We start from the raw sequence: 14,963 nt of genomic DNA, 5'->3' as shown, positions 1-14,963 counted from the left end.
AAACGCCTTCCGCCCGGACCCCGCCCGGGCATCGTGTATAACGGCCTGAGGGGCGAACGCGTGTACGCGCGCTCCGCAGGACCGTGACCGTGGTGACCGTGGCGGAGGAGGGGCCGATGCGCGACGCGAACCGTCTCCGTGGCTCCTTCGCCCGGCTGCTGCGCCCCCTCGGTCCGATCGTGCTCCTCCTCACCGCGGTCCTCCTCGCCGAGGGCGGCGGCCTCTCCGCCGCGGTCGCGCTCGCCGCGACCGCCGCAGCCGGTTCCGCTCTGCTGGTCTGCGCCGTCATCAGCGCGCGCTGCGCCGTCCCCGTGCCCCGCACCCGGGTCCGCACAGCCATCCGCGACCGGGAGAAGCGCACCGCGTTCCTGCCCCAGCGGGACCCCGACGCACGGGGCCGCACCCGGCCCCGCGCACCCGGCCGCGCCCTCCTGACGGCCGCGTAGGGGCTTCACCGCAGCAGGAATGCCGCACCAGCACCACCTGTGCACCCCGCGTGGGCCGTCCCGCCGAGTACGTACTCCCGGCACGACGAGACCCCCGGAGGGCTCACCCATGTCCGCTTTCATGTCCGCCTTCGCGAGCCTGGTCGGCTCGCTCGCCGACCTGCTCCAGCCGCTCTTCCACACGGCGTCCACCGCCGCCGCGATCGTCCTGTTCACCGCCCTCGTACGGCTCGCCGTACATCCCCTGTCGCGGGCGGCCGCCCGGGGCCAGAAGGCGCGGACCAGGCTCCAGCCCAAGATCGCCGCGGTGCGCGAGAAGCACGCGAGGAACCCCGAGCGGATGCGGAAGGCGCTCGCGGAACTGCACGCCGCCGAGAAGGTCTCCCCGCTCTCCGGATGCCTGCCGAGCCTTCTCCAGGCCCCCGCCTTCTTCCTGCTGTACCACCTCTTCTCCAGCGCGCGGATCGGCGGCGAGCCCAACGCCCTGCTCGGCCACCGGCTCTTCGAGACCCCCCTCGGCACCCGCTGGTACGACCTGGCAGGCGAGGGCGGCGCCTTCGGGGCGCAGGGCCTCGTCCACCTGGCGCTCTTCGTGATCGTCGCCGCCGTCGCCACCTTCAGCTACGGGCATACGAAGCGTCAGATGGCCGCCCACCCGATGACCCCCGCCACGGGCCCCGACGGCCGGCCGGTCCCCGGCATGGACGCGATCACGGGACTGATGCCGCTGATGTCCTTCATGACGCTCTTCACCGTGGCCTTCGTACCGCTCGCCGCCGCTCTCTACGTGGTGACCAGCACCACCTGGACCGCGATCGAGCGGGCCTGCCTGTACCGCGACCTGACGGCACCGGGCACCCCCGTCACCGCCGCGGTGTGAGGCGGGCGGGGATGGCGGAGGAGGGGGGCAGGCGGGTCCAGTGCGTGAACGGGGTCTTGCCAGGTGATCCGCCGTCTTGGAGGATCGGCCAAGCCCATTCGATGGCCGCAACCACCGACGGGCTCGATCTCGACCTTGGGAGATGGACCGTTGAAGCTGCTTCGAGTCGGTACGGCGGGCGCGGAGCGTCCCGCTCTGCTCGACCAGGACGGAACCCTGCGTGACCTGTCGGGCCTCGTCGGCGACGTCGACGGCGGGCTGCTGGCGGACGCGTCGGCGCTCGCCCGGATACGGTCCGCGGCCGAGGCGGGCGAACTGCCCGAGCTGGCCGCGGACGGCGTGCGGGTGGGGCCGCCGCTCGCCCGGATCGGCAAGATCGTGTGCATCGGGCTGAACTACCACGACCACGCCACCGAGGCCGGCGCGGCGATCCCCTCGGAGCCGATCCTGTTCTTCAAGGCACCGGACACCGTCGTGGGGCCCCAGGACACCGTGCTGGTGCCGCGCGGTTCCCGCAAGACCGACTGGGAGGTCGAGCTCGCGGTCGTCATCGGGCGGACCGCCCGCTACCTGGACTCCGCCGAGGAGGGGCTCGCCCACGTGGCCGGCTACGCCACGGCGCACGACGTCTCCGAGCGCGAGTTCCAGATCGAGCGCGGCGGCACCTGGGACAAGGGCAAGAACTGCGAGACGTTCAACCCGCTGGGCCCCTGGCTGGTGACCGCCGACGAGGTGCCCGACCCGCAGGCCCTGTCCCTGAGGCTCTGGGTCAACGGCGAGCTGAAGCAGGACGGCAGCACCGCCGACCAGATCTTCCCGGTGGGGGAGGTCGTCCGCTACCTCAGCCACTTCATGACGCTGTACCCGGGCGATGTCATCAACACCGGTACACCGGCCGGGGTGGCCATGGGGCAGCCCGAGCCCAAGCCGTATCTCAGGGCGGGCGACGTCGTCGAGCTGGAGGTCGAGGGGCTCGGACGGCAGCGGCAGGAACTGAAGGACGCCTGACCGCTGTCCCGCGGGGCGCCTGACAGCTCCTGCGGACCGTGGAAGGGCCGGAGGGCTCGCGTCCTCCGTACACCGGCGGGCGGGCCGGGAAGCACACAGGCTTCCCGGCCCGGGCCGTTATTGCGAGTTACTTGCAACAACCATCACCATGCAACACTATGGATTCCGGCGGGGCCGACCCGTCAGCTCTCGCGAGGCCGGCACCCCGTCGTGCTGCCCTTCCGACAGGTGATCGTCTTCCATCCGGCACCCGCCGGCCCGGTCGGCCCCGCCCGCTGCCGGTCAGCCGGTCAGCTCGGTGGCGAACTGCTCCAGTGCCTCGACGACCAGCGCGTGGTCCTCGGCCTGCGGCAGCCCGGAGACCGTGACCGAGCCGATGACGCCCGCGCCCTCGACCGCGATCGGGAACGAGCCGCCGTGAGCCGCGTAGACGTCCGGGTCCAGGCGCGAGGACTCCTCGAACGTGGTTCCCTTCGCCCGGAAGCGGGTGCCGACCAGGTACGAACTCTCCGCGTACCGCTCCACCACCCGGCGCTTGCGGTCGATCCACGCGTCGTTGTCCGCGGTCGAGCCGGGCAGCGCCGCGTGGAACAACTGCTGCGCGCCGCGCCGGATGTCGATCGCGACCGGGGCGTGCCGGGCGCGCGCCAGCCTGACGAGGAGAGTGCCGAGCGCGTAGGCGTCGTCGTAGCCGAAGTGCGGCAGCGTCAGGCTGCGCTCCTGGGCGATGAGCTCGGAAACGGTCGGAGCGGTGGGGCTCATGCGGAGTGCTCCTCGGTGGGGTGGGGGAGAAGGGTCACGGATGTGCCCTCGCGCGCCGAGCGGCGGGCGGCCTCCAGGACGTCCAGGGCCGCCGCGGCCTGGAGGGCGGTCACCGGGTTCTCGCCGGTGCCGCGCAGGGCGGCGGTCACCGCCGCGTAGTAGGCGGGGTAGTCGCCGGGGAGCGAGCGGACCGGGGCGCCGCCGTCGGTCAGGGGCGACTCGCCGGCGCCGACGCGGCCCCACAGCTCCTGCGGCTCCTCGCCCCAGGGCTCTCCTGCGACGGGGCGCAGCCCGTCGCGCAGCGCTGCCTCCTGCGGGTCCAGGCCGTACTTCACGTAACCGGCCGCGGAACCGAGCACCCGGAAGCGGGGGCCGAGCTGCGCCGTGGTGGCGCTGACGTAGAGGTGCGAGCGCACCCCGTTCGCGTGTGTGATCGCGATGAAGGTGTCGTCGTCGGCCGAGGCGCCCGGGCGGCGTACGTCGCTCTCCGCGTACACCTGTACGGCCGGGCCGAACAGGGTGAGCGCCTGGTCGACGACATGGCTGCCCAGGTCGTACAGGAGCCCGCCGATCTCCAGCGGGTCGCCGGACTCGCGCCAGCCGCCCTTGGTCTGCGGACGCCACCGCTCGAACCGGGACTCGAAGCGCTGTACGTCGCCGAGCGCGCCGTCGGCGATCAGGCGGGTGAGGGTGAGGAAGTCGTTGTCCCAGCGGCGGTTCTGGAAGACCGAGAGCAGCAGACCGCGCTCGTCGGCGAGCGCGGCGAGCTCCCGCGCCTCGGCGGCGGTGCCCGCGATCGGCTTGTCCACGATCACCGGCAGACCGGCCTCGACGGCGGCCTTCGCGAGTCCGACGTGGGTCTTGTTGGGGAGGCGATCACGATCAGGTCGAGCTCGTCCGCGCGCGGCCAGAGCTCGTCGGGCGAGGCGGCGAACCGTACGCCGGGGAACTCGGCGCGGGCCTGAGCCCGCCGCTCCTCGTTCGACGTGACGACCGTGTCCAGGGTGAGGCCCTCGGTGGCGGCGATCAGCGGGGCGTGGAAGACGGAGCCGGCCAGGCCGTAGCCGACGAGTGCCACCCGGAGGGGGGCGTTGGGGTTCCCAGTCATGCCCGCCACTTAAGCAACGCTGTTGCCAAAGTGCAAGCGGCGGGGACAATGGGGTCGTGAACAGAAGCAATACCAGGAGCGGCGGCGGAGCCAACCTCCCGACACTGCGCCACCATAACGCCGCGCTCGTGCTGGACCTGCTGCGTGTGGCGGGCGAGCGCGGGATCAGCAGGCTGGAGCTGGCGGAACGCACAGGGCTCACCCCGCAGGCGGTCAGCAAGATCACCACACGGCTGCGGGCGGAGGGGCTGGCGGCGGAGGCGGGGCACCGGGCTTCGACCGGGGGCAAGCCGCGTACGGTGCTGCGACTGGTTCCGGACGCGGGGTACGCGGTGGGGCTCCACCTGGACCGCGACGAGCTGACGGCCGTCCTGGTCGACCTCGCGGGCACCCCGGTGGCCGCCCGGACCTCGCCCCTCGACCTCGGCGCTCCGGCGGACCTGGTGGTGGCGGACGCGGCGGCGGCCGCCGAGGCGGTCCGGGGCGGACGGCCGGTCTTCGGGCTGGGTGTCGCCATGCCGGGCCCGCTGGACCACCGGGGCGGGGTGCTGCACCGGGTGACCGGCTTCCCGCAGTGGGACGGCTTTCCGCTGCGGGACGCGCTGGCCGGGCGGACCGGGCTGCCGGTGGTCCTCGACAAGGACACGAACGCGGCGGCACTCGGGCTGGCCCTGCGGGAGCCGGGCGGCAGCGACTTCGCCTACCTCCACCTGGGGACCGGGCTGGGCGCGGGGCTGGTGCTCGGCGGCGAGCTGCACCGGGGGGCGCGTACGGGAGCGGGGGAGTTCGGTCACCAGACGCTTCAGCTGGACGGGCCGCCCTGCGAGTGCGGGGGCCGGGGCTGCGTCGAGGCCCTGTGCCTGGCCGCGGTGGCGCGCGGCGACGTGGCGGAGGCGGTGCGGGTGCTGGGGCGGGTGCGGCGAATCTGGTGGGGCTGCTCGACATCGACCGGGTCGTGCTGGGCGGGCGGATCGTGGCGGCGGACGAGGAGGCGTACGTACGGGGCGTACGCGCGGTGATCGAGGACCGGGCCCGCCGCGGGGGCACGGGCCGCGCGACCCCGGTCACCGTGGCGGGCGGCGGTGACCGCCCGGTCGCGGAGGGAGCGGCCCAGCTGGTGCTGGCCCCGGTCTTCGGCCGGGTGAACGGGACGGGGGCGCTGCGGGGGGCGGTGTGAGGCGGCCGGGCGCCCGTGTACCTGCGGGGCGGCAGCCTCCCGGCTCGTCCGGGCGCTCCCGGCCGGACGGGTGACCGTCCCCGCGTGTCGGCGCCCTTCACCCCCGCGCCCGTGGCAGCGTCGCCGGAGCCCCGCCCCGCCCGGCCGTACGCGAGCAGCGAAGGGTGACCCCCTATGCCCCCCAAGCCCCCCGCCCGGCCGCGTGACGGCCGTGCCCTCATCACCCTCGGAACACTCGGCCCCGCGGCAGGCATCGCCGCGGCAGCCGTGCTCCTGGTCGGAGCGCCCCCCGCGGGCGCCACCGCCCCCACCGTCAGCGACGCCGGCCGGCAACCCGGCTGCGGCGACCCGGACGCCGCCGAGTTCCCCATCGAGACCCGCATCCACGGTGGCCCCGGTACGTACGCCTCCGGCGGCGGCTACGGGGTCTGGTACCTCGACCTCACCAACACCACCTCCGAGCCGTGCCGCGCCGTCCACCCGGTCCTGGTCCTCACCGACCAGGACCGGAGGCTCGCCGCCGACCAGATCCAGCTGGAGTTCTCCGCACGGACCGGGCGCGCCGACCCCGACGCGGAGTACCGCGTCAGCTGGGAGACCACGGACCGGGACGAGCAGATCGGCGTCTTCGGAGGAGGGGCGGAGGACGAGGACTTCGCCGGGTTCACCGTCCCCGCCGGACGTACCGTCACCGTCCAGGTCCGGATGGCCTTCACCTCCGGCACCGCGCCCGGCGAGGTCACCGTCAGCGCCGCCGTCGTCCACCGGCACAAGGGCGGCGAGGGCGCCGGCGACGGCGAGTGGGTGGGGGAGTCCGGCGCCTACCCCTTCGTCATCGTCGACGGCGGCGCGGGCGCGACGGCCGACCCGGACAGCGAGCCCGGCACCGGCACGACCCCCCGCGACGCCGCCGGCAACCCCCTCCCCGAACTGGCCCGCACCGGCCAGGACCCGGTGCTCCCGCTCGGCTTCGCCACCGGAGTGCTGATCATCGGCGGAGCAGCCGTCGTGACCCGCGCGGACCGCGCGCGCCGCGAACAGGACTAGGGGTGTCCGCGTGTCAGCCCCGTATCCCGCCACCGACGGGTTCCGGAGCCGCACGGACGACTCGACGCCCGTCACCCCGGCGTACCCACCGGGCGGTCGACGACGTCAGGATCAGCCCCTCGTGACCCACGAGTTCCAGCCGGTCGCACCAGCCACCTAAAATCGGGGACGTCGGCGCTGCACAACGCGGTGCCGCCGGCGTCCCCGCACCTCGCGTGCACCGTACGTACGGCAGGAGCCCGTCCCCATGGCAGAGCGCAAGCCGATCGAATCCTGGCTGACCGACATGGACGGCGTCCTCATCCACGAGGGCACGCCGATCCCCGGCGCGGACGCCTTCATCAAGCGGTTGCGGGACTCCGGGCTGCCCTTCCTGGTCCTCACCAACAACTCCATCTACACGGCACGGGACCTGCACGCCCGGCTCAAGCGCATGGGCCTGGACGTGCCGGTGGCCAATATCTGGACCTCGGCCCTGGCCACCGCCCAGTTCCTCGACGACCAGCGGCCCGGCGGCACGGCGTACGTCATCGGCGAGGCGGGCCTGACGACAGCGCTGCACGACATCGGCTACATCCTCACGGACCACGCACCCGACTACGTGGTGCTCGGAGAGACCCGTACCTACAGTTTCGAGGCGCTCACCAAGGCGATCCGGCTGATCAACGGCGGTGCCCGCTTCATCTGCACCAACCCGGACGAGACGGGCCCCTCCGCCGAGGGCCCGCTGCCCGCGACCGGTTCGGTCGCCGCCCTGATCACCAAGGCCACCGGCAAGGAGCCCTACTTCGCGGGCAAGCCCAACCCGCTGATGATGCGGACGGGGCTCAACGCCATCGGCGCGCACTCCGAGACCAGCGCCATGATCGGCGACCGGATGGACACCGACGTCCTGGCGGGCCTGGAGGCGGGGATGCAGACGTTCCTGGTCCTCACCGGTCTCACCACCCTGGCCGACATCGACCGCTACCCCTTCCGGCCGTCCACCGTCGTCGACTCCATCGCCGACCTGGTCGACCTCGTCGACCTGCCCTGACACCGGTCCGCGGGGGTGGTGGCGACCCGCGTCGCGACCCGGCCCCGGCCCCCTGCGGATGCGGAAGGCTGACGCGCGGGTGAACCTGCCGGAAGGAGGTTCACCATGCGTTCACTGCCCCTCACGTTCTGTGCCGCAGCGGCGGCCGCGGCGACTCTGCTGCCCGCGACCGCCGCACTGGCCGACTCCGAGCCCCAGGGAAGGGTCTCGGTCACCCCGTCCGCCACGGCCCCCGGCGGGGAGGTGGAGCTCTGGGTCGACGTCTGCGGCAGAGGCAGGGAGGCCAAGGGCAACTCCGACGCCTTCGTCTCGGAGGCCCACTTCGCCCCCGCCGACGAGACGGGCCTGTTCGCCGAGGCCCGCATCCGCTCCGACGCCGAACCCGGCGACTACGACGTCTGGGTGAACTGCAAGGGCGGCAAGGGCAAGGCCACCGGCAGGATCACCGTCGTCCACCACCGGCAGCCCTCGCCCGTCGCGCCCGTCAGGGCCGGCGGCGGCGGCACCGCCACCCTCGCCGACCAGGCGGCCGGGCAGGCGGCCGGGCAGGACGGCCCCGGCACGTGGCACGCCGTGACCGGACTGGTCCTGGGGGCCGTCGCGGCTGTCGCCGTCGCCTTCCGCAGCGTACGGCGCCGTCGCTCGGCCGCGGACTGACGTGTCGGCCACGGACCGCCCGGCGGGCACCGGGCGGCTGCTCACCGGAGTCGCCTGGGCCGTTCTCCTGCTGGGCCTGTGGCTCTGGGGACGCGAGATCACCGAGGGGCCGGACAGCGGCTCCGCACCGGCGAGCGGTGACGTCGCGGCGGCCGGGCGACCCCTCGGCGTACCCCTGCCCCCGCCGCACAGACCGCTCGACGGTGCCGCGCCGGAGCGGGTGGAGGTCCCCTCCATAGGTGTCGAGGCCCCCGTCGTCCGGCGTGGTCTGGACAAGGGCGGGGCGATCGACCCGCCGCCGTACGCGAAGCCGCAGACGGTCGGCTGGTACGGCAGCGGCACCGAGCCGGGCGCCGAGGGCGCCGCGCTGCTCGTCGGCCATGTCGACACGGAGACGAAGCCCGCCGTGTTCTACGGGCTCAGCACGGTCCGCCCCGGCGAGCAGGTCCGGGTGACCAGGGCCGACGGCACGGTCGCGGTGTTCACCATCGACGACGTCCAGGTCTTCACCCGGGAACGCTTCGACGCCGAGAAGGCGTACGGCCCCCGCGAGGACGGCCGGGCGGAACTCAGACTGATCACCTGCGGCGGTACGTACGACCGGAAGTCGCGTTCGTACACGGCCAACGTGGTCGTCTCGGCCTATCTGACGGGCCAGGAGCGCGAGGCCGCGAGGAGCCCCGCCTGAGCCATGGACCCGAAGGACTCGCCGGGATACGAACAAGGCCCCCTCACACGGTGAGGGGGCCTTGTTACTGCGTGCGCCGTCAGGGACTCGAACCCCGGACCCGCTGATTAAGAGTCAGCTGCTCTAACCAACTGAGCTAACGGCGCCTGCTGACCTGGAGAACTCTACCCGATGGGCCGGTGTGCCCCTGACCAATTCCGCCGCGCCGCACCCTGTGGGATGGTCGTTTTTTCTCTTTGATCCGTCAAAATGCGAAATGTCGGGAGAACGGAACGCTGACGCCCGGAGGGGAATCGCATGACTGTGCCGGTCTTCGAGGAGTACGAACCCGCTGTCGACTGTGCCTGTGCGGGGTGTACCGCGCAGCGGCGGACCGCGGCCAGGGCTCCGCGGGCGCGGGACGGCGGACATCCCGCGGCGCACGGCGCCCGGCGCGCGCTGGTGCTGGTGACGGCCGCGGGAGTGGTCCTTTCCAGCGGGGCCGCCGAGGCGGCGAGCACTTCGGGACACGCCGCAGGACCCGTCAGGACGGACGCGCCGGCCGATCCCGAGCCGGCCACTCCGCAGGGCGAGAAGGGTCCGCTCAAGGGCCCCGGCTCCCCGGGGCCGCCCGCGGAGCCGGCCTACCGGGAGACCACCCGGGCCGACATCATCAACCGGGCCAAGGTCTGGGCCGCCGCGAAGGTCCCGTACAGCATGCAGAAGTACTGGTCGGACGGTTACCGCCAGGACTGCTCGGGCTATGTGTCGATGGCGTGGAACCTGGACGGCAACGAGTGGACCGGCAGCCTCGCCCGGTTCGGGACGCGGATCTCCCGGGAGGAGCTCCAGCCCGGAGACATCCTGCTCTTCCACAATCCGTCCGACCCGGGCAAGGGCTCGCACGTCACGATCTTCGGCGGCTGGACCGACTACCGGCACACCCACTACACCGCCTACGAACAGGCACGCCCGCACACACGCAGGCAGACGACACCCATGGCGTACTGGAACAACTCCGACCAGTACGTGGCCTACCGCTACCGGGGCCTCACGGGAGGGGCGGGCGGCAGCGGCTCGTCGACGTCCTTCCCCGGGGCGGGGAAGTTCGGGCCGGGGGCGGACAACGCGCACGTGGCCGAGCTCGGCAGGATGCTCGTGGCGCGGGGCGGCAAGCGGTACTACACGCAGGGGCCGGGACCGCGCTGGGGTGAGGCGGACAGGCGCGCGACCCAGGCGTTCCAGAAGGCCCAGGGCTGGAAGGGCAAGGAGGCGGACGGCATCCCCGGGCCGCACACCTGGCGCCACCTGGTCTCGGGCACCGGGCGCGACATCCCCGCGGCCGGTACGGGCGGTAGCCCGAGTGCCGCGCCGGCCTTCCCGGGCCGCGGCTATTTCAAGCCGGGTCAGTCCAGCAGCCATGTCGCCCGCCTCGGGCGGCAGTTGGTGAGGAAGGGCCACGGAAAGCACTACCTGTCGGCCCCCGGTCCCCGGTGGACGGAGGCGGACCGCCGCAACGTCGAGGCGTTCCAGCGGTCCCTGGGCTGGCGGGGCGGCGCGGCCGACGGCTACCCGGGGCCGGAGACCTGGCGGCGGCTGTTCGCGTGACGGCACGGACATGACGGAGGCGGGATTGCGACCCATGGTGTCGGACAGCTCCGGATTCCCGGAGAACGGAAAGGCAGGGCAGCCGGTGCACGGACACGAGGGCGCGAGCGAGGTCCCCACCACGACCACTCCGGCCGGGGCCGGGCCGGCTGCGGTCACCTCGGCCTGGGACGGTCCGGCTGCGGACTCCCCGCCGGGTTCCCCGGAGCCCGGCCCCGCGGCAGGAACGGTCCCGCTCCGCGAACCGGCCCCGGAAACCCCGCTACCGGCCCGCGCACCGGAACCGGGCTCGGGCGGGCGCGGGCCGGAGTTCGGGACCGGGGCGCCCGGCGTGCCGGCCGGTGAGCACGCGGAGCGGGGTTCCGACACCGTGGTGGACCTGGTGCTCGACCTCGCCCCGGCGGACGCCGGCGCCGGGGCGTCCGTGCCGGCGCCGGTCAGGGGGTCCCACGGTGTCTCCGGGGCCGTTGACCCGGCCGCGTCCGTGCCGTGCACCACCGGACTCGTCAGCCTGCCGGGGCCGGGCGGCGGATGCGGGGGCCCCGATGCCGACACCTGGTGGGAGACCGGGCGGCGCCACCCCGTCATCGCCAACGAGACCACGGCCTCCATCCCCGTCCACCTCCTCTTCCGCGACGACCGCGACGCACAACAGGCCCGCGACGCACAACAGGCCCGCGACGCACACCAGGCCCGCGACGCACAGGACGCAGAAGGCCCCGGCAGGGGCCCGGAGCCCGGCGATCCGGGGGCGCTGCCCGCCTTCGTGGCCCAGGGAGCACGGCCCGCCCCGCGGCCGCCCCTGCCCCGCTCACCGCGGACCACCGCGCGGACACAGGTGCAGGCGCCGACCCGGCCGGCCCCGCTCGGCGACCCCCGGCTCTCCGAGCGGCCCGGGCCCGCGCTGCCCGGCTGGGCCGCGCTGCTCACCGGGGCGCTCGGCATCCTGGCCGGCCTCGCCGTCCTCTGGTGGTGCGGCGCGCTGCCCGCCGCCGCGCTCCACCGGGTGGGGATCGCCTCCCGCCCGTACGACGGCATCGGCATCGGGGCGTGGGCGCTCCTCGCCTTCCTGGTGACGGTGGTGCTGTTCGCGCTCGGCGGGATCGGCCGGGGACGGGTCGGGTACGCCCTGGTGCTGACCCTCTTCGGCGACTACCGGGGCAGTGTCCGCCGCACCGGTCTGATCTGGGTCTCCCCGCTCCTGCTGCGCCGCCGCGTCGACGTGCGGCTGCGGCACTGGCGCAGTGAGCCGCTGCCCTCCGTCGACGCGAACGGCACGGCGCTGCGGGTGGTCGTGCTCGTCGTCTGGCGTGTCAAGGACACCCTTCGGGCCACTCTGGGGGTCGCGGACCACGAGAAGTATCTGCGTGAGCAGGTCGAGGCCGCGATGGCGCGGGTGCTCTCGCAGTTGCCGGCCGACGCCTTCGACGAGGACGCGCACACCCTGCGCGACGCCGAGGCGGTCGGGGACGCGCTGACCCGGATGCTGAAGGCGGACTGCGCGCCAGTGGGCATCGAGGTGTACTCGGCGCAGCCGACCGGAATCGAGTACGCCCCCGAGGTCGCCGCCGCGATGCAGCGGCGACGGATCGCGGCGATCGACGCCAGGCACCGCGACACCGTGCTGACCTCGGTGGTCGACGCCGTCGACGACACGGTTCACCGGCTGACCTCGCGCGGCATCGTCGAGCTCGACGACTACGAGCGAAAAATGCTGGTGAAGGACCTGACCGTGGCCTTCTACACCGGTCGCAGCGGCACGGACGGCGTCTGAGGAGCGCCGGGGGGTGCCCGGGGGCGCTCCGGAATCGCATGCCCATTGGTCTGGACATGTTCATGCCCTGTCCATAACCTAGGACTTGGTCTAGACCGCACAACTCGCGCGCAGAGCAGAGCTGATGGAACCTCCCCCACGTTCTTGAGGAGCAAAAGCATGCGGAAAAAGGCAAGCGCGGCCGTCATCGGCCTCGCGATAGCGGGCGCTTCCATGTTCGCCACCAGCAGCGCCAGCAGCCACGGCTACACGGACTCCCCGATCAGCCGGCAGAAGCTGTGTGCCAACGGCACGGTGAGCGGCTGCGGCAACATCCAGTGGGAGCCGCAGAGCGTCGAGGGCCCGAAGGGCTTCCCGGCGGCCGGTCCTGCGGACGGCAAGATCTGCTCCGGCGGGAACGGCGGGTTCGCGGCGCTGGACGACCCGCGTGGCGGCAACTGGCCGGCCACCAAGGTCACCGGCGGCCAGGGCTACAGCTTCCGCTGGCAGTTCACCGCCCGGCACTCCACCAGCGACTTCCGGTACTACATCACCAAGAACGGCTGGAACTCCACCCAGCCGCTCACCCGGGCCGCGCTGGAGTCCCAGCCGTTCATGACGGTGCCGTACGGCAACCAGCAGCCCCCGTCGACCCTGACCCACCAGGGCACCATCCCCACCCTGAAGTCCGGTAAGCACATCATCCTCGCCGTCTGGAACGTCGCGGACACCGGCAACGCGTTCTACGCCTGCTCCGACGTGCAGTTCTGACGCTCGGCTCAGCACAGTGGTGCGGCGGCGGCCCGGGCGGGGGCCGCCGCTCCGGCGTGTCGAGGCGACGCAAAAGCGCGGTGGGCGGTTTCCGTATAACGGAAACCGCCCACCGCGTTGTCTGTGCGCCGTCAGGGACTCGAACCCCGGACCCGCTGATTAAGAGTCAGCTGCTCTAACCAACTGAGCTAACGGCGCCTGGTGACTCGAAAATAATACCTGCTCTCCGGGGGTGCTGACGCCACGCACCACCACCCCCGGGTCCCCGGCCGTCACGCCCGGGAGCCAGCCGTGCAGTGGGCTCAGAGCGCCAGTGACAGGAGCACCGGCGCCGCCCGCCGGTTCAGCGTGTCCGCCGCCGCCCGCAGCCGGTGGGCGTCCTCGATCGGCAGAGAGAGCGCCAGACATCCGGCCGACGCCCCGGCGGTGAGCGGCACCGCGGCGCACACCGTGCCCAGCGCGTACTCCTGGAGGTCCAGCACCGGGACCGTCGCGGGCTGGCTGTCCAGCTTGGAGAAGAGGACCTTCTCGCTGGTGATGGTCCGCGAGGTGAGCCGGGCGGTCTTGTGCCGGGAGATGTGGTCGCGCCGGCCGTTCTGGTCGAGCTGCGTCAACAGGCACTTCCCGATCGCGCTGGCGTGCGCGGCCGACCGGAAGTCCACCCACTCGTTGACCGCGGGCGTGCGGGGACCGTCCGCCATCTGGGTGACCCGGATCTCTCCGTCGACGTATCGGCTGAGGTAGACCGCGGCGCCGACGGAGTCGCGCAGCTGCACCAGGGTCTGCTGGAGCTTGTCCTCGAGGGCCTGGCGGCGGGGCGCGCCGGAGCCGAGCAGCAGGAGCGAGGCGCCGATCACGTAGGCCCCGTCCGTGACCTGCTCGACATACCCCTCGCGGCGCAGGGTCAGCAGCAGGGAGGCGAGGTGTCCGGTGGGCAGCCCGGTCTCGCGGGCGATCTGGACGTCGGTCACGCCGGTGCCGTGCTTGGAGACCGTTTCGAGCACGCGCAGCGCGTACTGCACCGAGTGGAACGGCGCGGTCGGTTCCGGCTTCAACGCCACGGCGTCCCCCTACCAGGTAGTGACCGTCGGCTTTCGCCCCACGATAGCCGCCGACACCCCGGCGAGGAGGGGGTGTTGCCGACTTGGCGAAGGCGCCCCGGCCCCGTCAGCTGGGGCGCATCCGTCCGGCATATGCCTCTGTCATAGACATCGGATCAACAGTGTGGTCACAGCACCGCGGCGAGGAACTCGCGCGTACGTTCGTGCTCCGGGTCGGAGAAGATTTTCTCCGGGGTACCGGACTCCACGACCCGTCCGGCGTCGAACATCAGCACCTTCTCCGAGACGTCCCGGGCGAAGTTCATCTCGTGGGTCACGCACAGCATCGTGATGTCGGTGCTCCTGGCGATGTCGGACAGCAGGTCCAGGACGCCCGCCACCAGCTCCGGGTCGAGCGCCGACGTCACCTCGTCGAGCAGCAGGATCTCCGGCCGCATCGCCAGGGCCCGGGCGATGGCCACCCGCTGCTGCTGGCCACCGGAGAGCTGGGAGGGGTGCGCGTCGGTCTTCCCCGCGAGACCCACCAGGTCGAGCAGTTCCCGGGCCCGGCTCTCCGCCTCGTCGCGGTCCATGCCCAGCACGCTGACCGGTGCCTCGGTGATGTTCTGGAGCACCTTCATGTTCGGGAAGAGGTTGAACTGCTGGAAGACCATCCCGATCTTCTTCCGGGACTCCCTCAGCTGCTTCTCTCCGGCCGGTTTCAGCGACCCGTTCGCGGCCCGGACGTGCGACAGGGGTGAACCGTCGACCCAGATCACCCCGTCGCTGACCTTCTCCAGCGTCATCAGCAGCCGCAGGATGGTCGTCTTGCCCGAGCCGCTCGGGCCGATCAGGGTGACGTGCTCACCGCGCCGCACGGTGAAGTCCAGCTCGTCCAGGACCACGTGGTCGCCGTACCGCTTCACGACCCGGTCGAAGCGGACGAGTGGCCCGACGCCGGTCGTCACCTGGCCCGGGACCGGGCCGGCGGGCTCCTTCAGGG

Annotated in this window: 13 protein-coding genes, 2 tRNA genes and 2 pseudogenes; 11 read left to right on the top strand and 6 right to left on the bottom strand. The window is 72.9% G+C overall.

Annotated features, from left to right (window positions below; genetic code table 11):
• Window positions 1-116: 116 nt before the first annotated feature.
• From Sfulv_RS31155 to Sfulv_RS10235, 3 genes are all read left to right on the top strand, one after another.
• Window positions 117-446 carry a DUF6412 domain-containing protein gene (locus tag Sfulv_RS31155; protein WP_173313402.1) on the top strand — a complete coding sequence of 110 codons (330 nt, stop codon included), beginning with the start codon at window positions 117-119 and terminating at the stop codon, window positions 444-446.
• A 109-nt stretch (window positions 447-555) separates the two neighbouring features.
• Window positions 556-1,326 carry a YidC/Oxa1 family membrane protein insertase gene (locus tag Sfulv_RS10240; RefSeq protein ID WP_173313401.1) on the top strand — a complete coding sequence of 257 codons (771 nt, stop codon included), beginning with the start codon at window positions 556-558 and terminating at the stop codon, window positions 1,324-1,326.
• Window positions 1,327-1,476: 150 nt separating this feature from the next.
• Window positions 1,477-2,334, top strand: a complete 858-nt coding sequence (locus Sfulv_RS10235) for a fumarylacetoacetate hydrolase family protein (protein WP_173313400.1) — start codon at window positions 1,477-1,479, stop codon at window positions 2,332-2,334.
• A gap of 282 nt (window positions 2,335-2,616) precedes the next feature.
• Here Sfulv_RS10235 and Sfulv_RS10230 read toward each other — a convergent pair whose 3' ends face one another.
• Complete coding sequence (locus Sfulv_RS10230; protein WP_173313399.1) at window positions 2,617-3,096, bottom strand: heme-degrading domain-containing protein; 480 nt, start codon at window positions 3,094-3,096, stop codon at window positions 2,617-2,619.
• Window positions 3,093-4,204: pseudogene (locus Sfulv_RS10225) on the bottom strand (Gfo/Idh/MocA family oxidoreductase). The gene Sfulv_RS10230 and the pseudogene Sfulv_RS10225 overlap by 4 nt, the downstream one beginning before the upstream one ends.
• Before the next feature lie 56 nt (window positions 4,205-4,260).
• Here Sfulv_RS10225 and Sfulv_RS10220 point away from each other — a divergent pair.
• The 5 genes and pseudogenes from Sfulv_RS10220 (at window position 4,261) to Sfulv_RS10200 (ending at window position 8,809) form a co-directional block, all read left to right on the top strand.
• Window positions 4,261-5,381, top strand: a pseudogene (locus Sfulv_RS10220) (ROK family transcriptional regulator).
• A gap of 174 nt (window positions 5,382-5,555) precedes the next feature.
• Window positions 5,556-6,428: a hypothetical protein gene (locus tag Sfulv_RS10215; protein ID WP_173313398.1), complete on the top strand. Its 873-nt coding sequence runs from the start codon at window positions 5,556-5,558 to the stop codon at window positions 6,426-6,428.
• A gap of 247 nt (window positions 6,429-6,675) precedes the next feature.
• Window positions 6,676-7,464, top strand: a complete 789-nt coding sequence (locus Sfulv_RS10210; RefSeq protein ID WP_173313397.1) for an HAD-IIA family hydrolase — start codon at window positions 6,676-6,678, stop codon at window positions 7,462-7,464.
• Between the two features lie 105 nt (window positions 7,465-7,569).
• Window positions 7,570-8,121, top strand: a complete 552-nt coding sequence (locus Sfulv_RS10205) for a hypothetical protein (RefSeq protein ID WP_173313396.1) — start codon at window positions 7,570-7,572, stop codon at window positions 8,119-8,121.
• Between the two features lies 1 nt (window position 8,122).
• Window positions 8,123-8,809 (top strand): class F sortase, encoded by a 687-nt coding sequence (locus tag Sfulv_RS10200; RefSeq protein ID WP_173313395.1) that lies wholly within the window; start codon window positions 8,123-8,125, stop codon window positions 8,807-8,809.
• 72 nt (window positions 8,810-8,881) lie between these two features.
• Here Sfulv_RS10200 and Sfulv_RS10195 read toward each other — a convergent pair.
• Window positions 8,882-8,955, bottom strand: a tRNA-Lys gene (locus Sfulv_RS10195).
• Window positions 8,956-9,106: 151 nt separating this feature from the next.
• Between Sfulv_RS10195 and Sfulv_RS10190 the strand changes: the two genes are divergently transcribed.
• The 3 genes from Sfulv_RS10190 to Sfulv_RS10180 all read left to right on the top strand — a co-directional run bounded on the left by Sfulv_RS10190 (window position 9,107) and on the right by Sfulv_RS10180 (window position 12,920).
• The gene (locus Sfulv_RS10190; protein WP_173313394.1) at window positions 9,107-10,396 is read left to right on the top strand and encodes a peptidoglycan-binding protein; all 1,290 of its coding nucleotides are present in this window, start codon (window positions 9,107-9,109) and stop codon (window positions 10,394-10,396) included.
• A 34-nt stretch (window positions 10,397-10,430) separates the two neighbouring features.
• A complete protein-coding gene (locus tag Sfulv_RS10185) occupies window positions 10,431-12,170 on the top strand; it encodes an SPFH domain-containing protein (protein ID WP_246353079.1) in 1,740 nt (579 codons plus the stop codon).
• Between the two features lie 159 nt (window positions 12,171-12,329).
• A complete protein-coding gene (locus Sfulv_RS10180; RefSeq protein ID WP_173313392.1) occupies window positions 12,330-12,920 on the top strand; it encodes a lytic polysaccharide monooxygenase auxiliary activity family 9 protein in 591 nt (196 codons plus the stop codon).
• A gap of 124 nt (window positions 12,921-13,044) precedes the next feature.
• Here Sfulv_RS10180 and Sfulv_RS10175 read toward each other — a convergent pair.
• From Sfulv_RS10175 to ehuA, 3 genes are all read right to left on the bottom strand, one after another.
• Window positions 13,045-13,118: transfer RNA gene (locus tag Sfulv_RS10175), tRNA-Lys, on the bottom strand.
• A 104-nt stretch (window positions 13,119-13,222) separates the two neighbouring features.
• Complete coding sequence (locus Sfulv_RS10170) at window positions 13,223-13,981, bottom strand: IclR family transcriptional regulator (protein WP_173313391.1); 759 nt, start codon at window positions 13,979-13,981, stop codon at window positions 13,223-13,225.
• A 167-nt stretch (window positions 13,982-14,148) separates the two neighbouring features.
• Window positions 14,149-14,961, bottom strand: coding sequence for an ectoine/hydroxyectoine ABC transporter ATP-binding protein EhuA (ehuA, locus tag Sfulv_RS10165; RefSeq protein WP_173317737.1), 813 nt, complete (start codon window positions 14,959-14,961; stop codon window positions 14,149-14,151).
• Window positions 14,962-14,963 lie beyond the last annotated feature (2 nt).

The sequence above is a fragment of the Streptomyces fulvorobeus genome, from assembly GCF_013167895.1.
GTDB lineage: Bacteria > Actinomycetota > Actinomycetes > Streptomycetales > Streptomycetaceae > Streptomyces > Streptomyces fulvorobeus.
Note: the sequence above shows the minus strand (reverse complement) of the source record. Positions and strands in the feature narration are given on the sequence as shown.

Excerpts from the sequence above, each read along its gene's own strand:
- Sfulv_RS10185 (WP_246353079.1), top strand. The coding sequence starts at position 10,431 with ATGGTGTCGGACAGCTCCGGATTCCCGGAGAACGGAAAGGCAGGGCAG.
- Sfulv_RS10230 (WP_173313399.1), bottom strand. The coding sequence starts at position 3,096 with ATGAGCCCCACCGCTCCGACCGTTTCCGAGCTCATCGCCCAGGAGCGC.
- Sfulv_RS10240 (WP_173313401.1), top strand. The coding sequence starts at position 556 with ATGTCCGCTTTCATGTCCGCCTTCGCGAGCCTGGTCGGCTCGCTCGCC.
- Sfulv_RS10215 (WP_173313398.1), top strand. The coding sequence starts at position 5,556 with ATGCCCCCCAAGCCCCCCGCCCGGCCGCGTGACGGCCGTGCCCTCATC.
- Sfulv_RS10205 (WP_173313396.1), top strand. The coding sequence starts at position 7,570 with ATGCGTTCACTGCCCCTCACGTTCTGTGCCGCAGCGGCGGCCGCGGCG.
- Sfulv_RS10210 (WP_173313397.1), top strand. The coding sequence starts at position 6,676 with ATGGCAGAGCGCAAGCCGATCGAATCCTGGCTGACCGACATGGACGGC.
- Sfulv_RS10190 (WP_173313394.1), top strand. The coding sequence starts at position 9,107 with ATGACTGTGCCGGTCTTCGAGGAGTACGAACCCGCTGTCGACTGTGCC.
- Sfulv_RS31155 (WP_173313402.1), top strand. The coding sequence starts at position 117 with ATGCGCGACGCGAACCGTCTCCGTGGCTCCTTCGCCCGGCTGCTGCGC.
- Sfulv_RS10180 (WP_173313392.1), top strand. The coding sequence starts at position 12,330 with ATGCGGAAAAAGGCAAGCGCGGCCGTCATCGGCCTCGCGATAGCGGGC.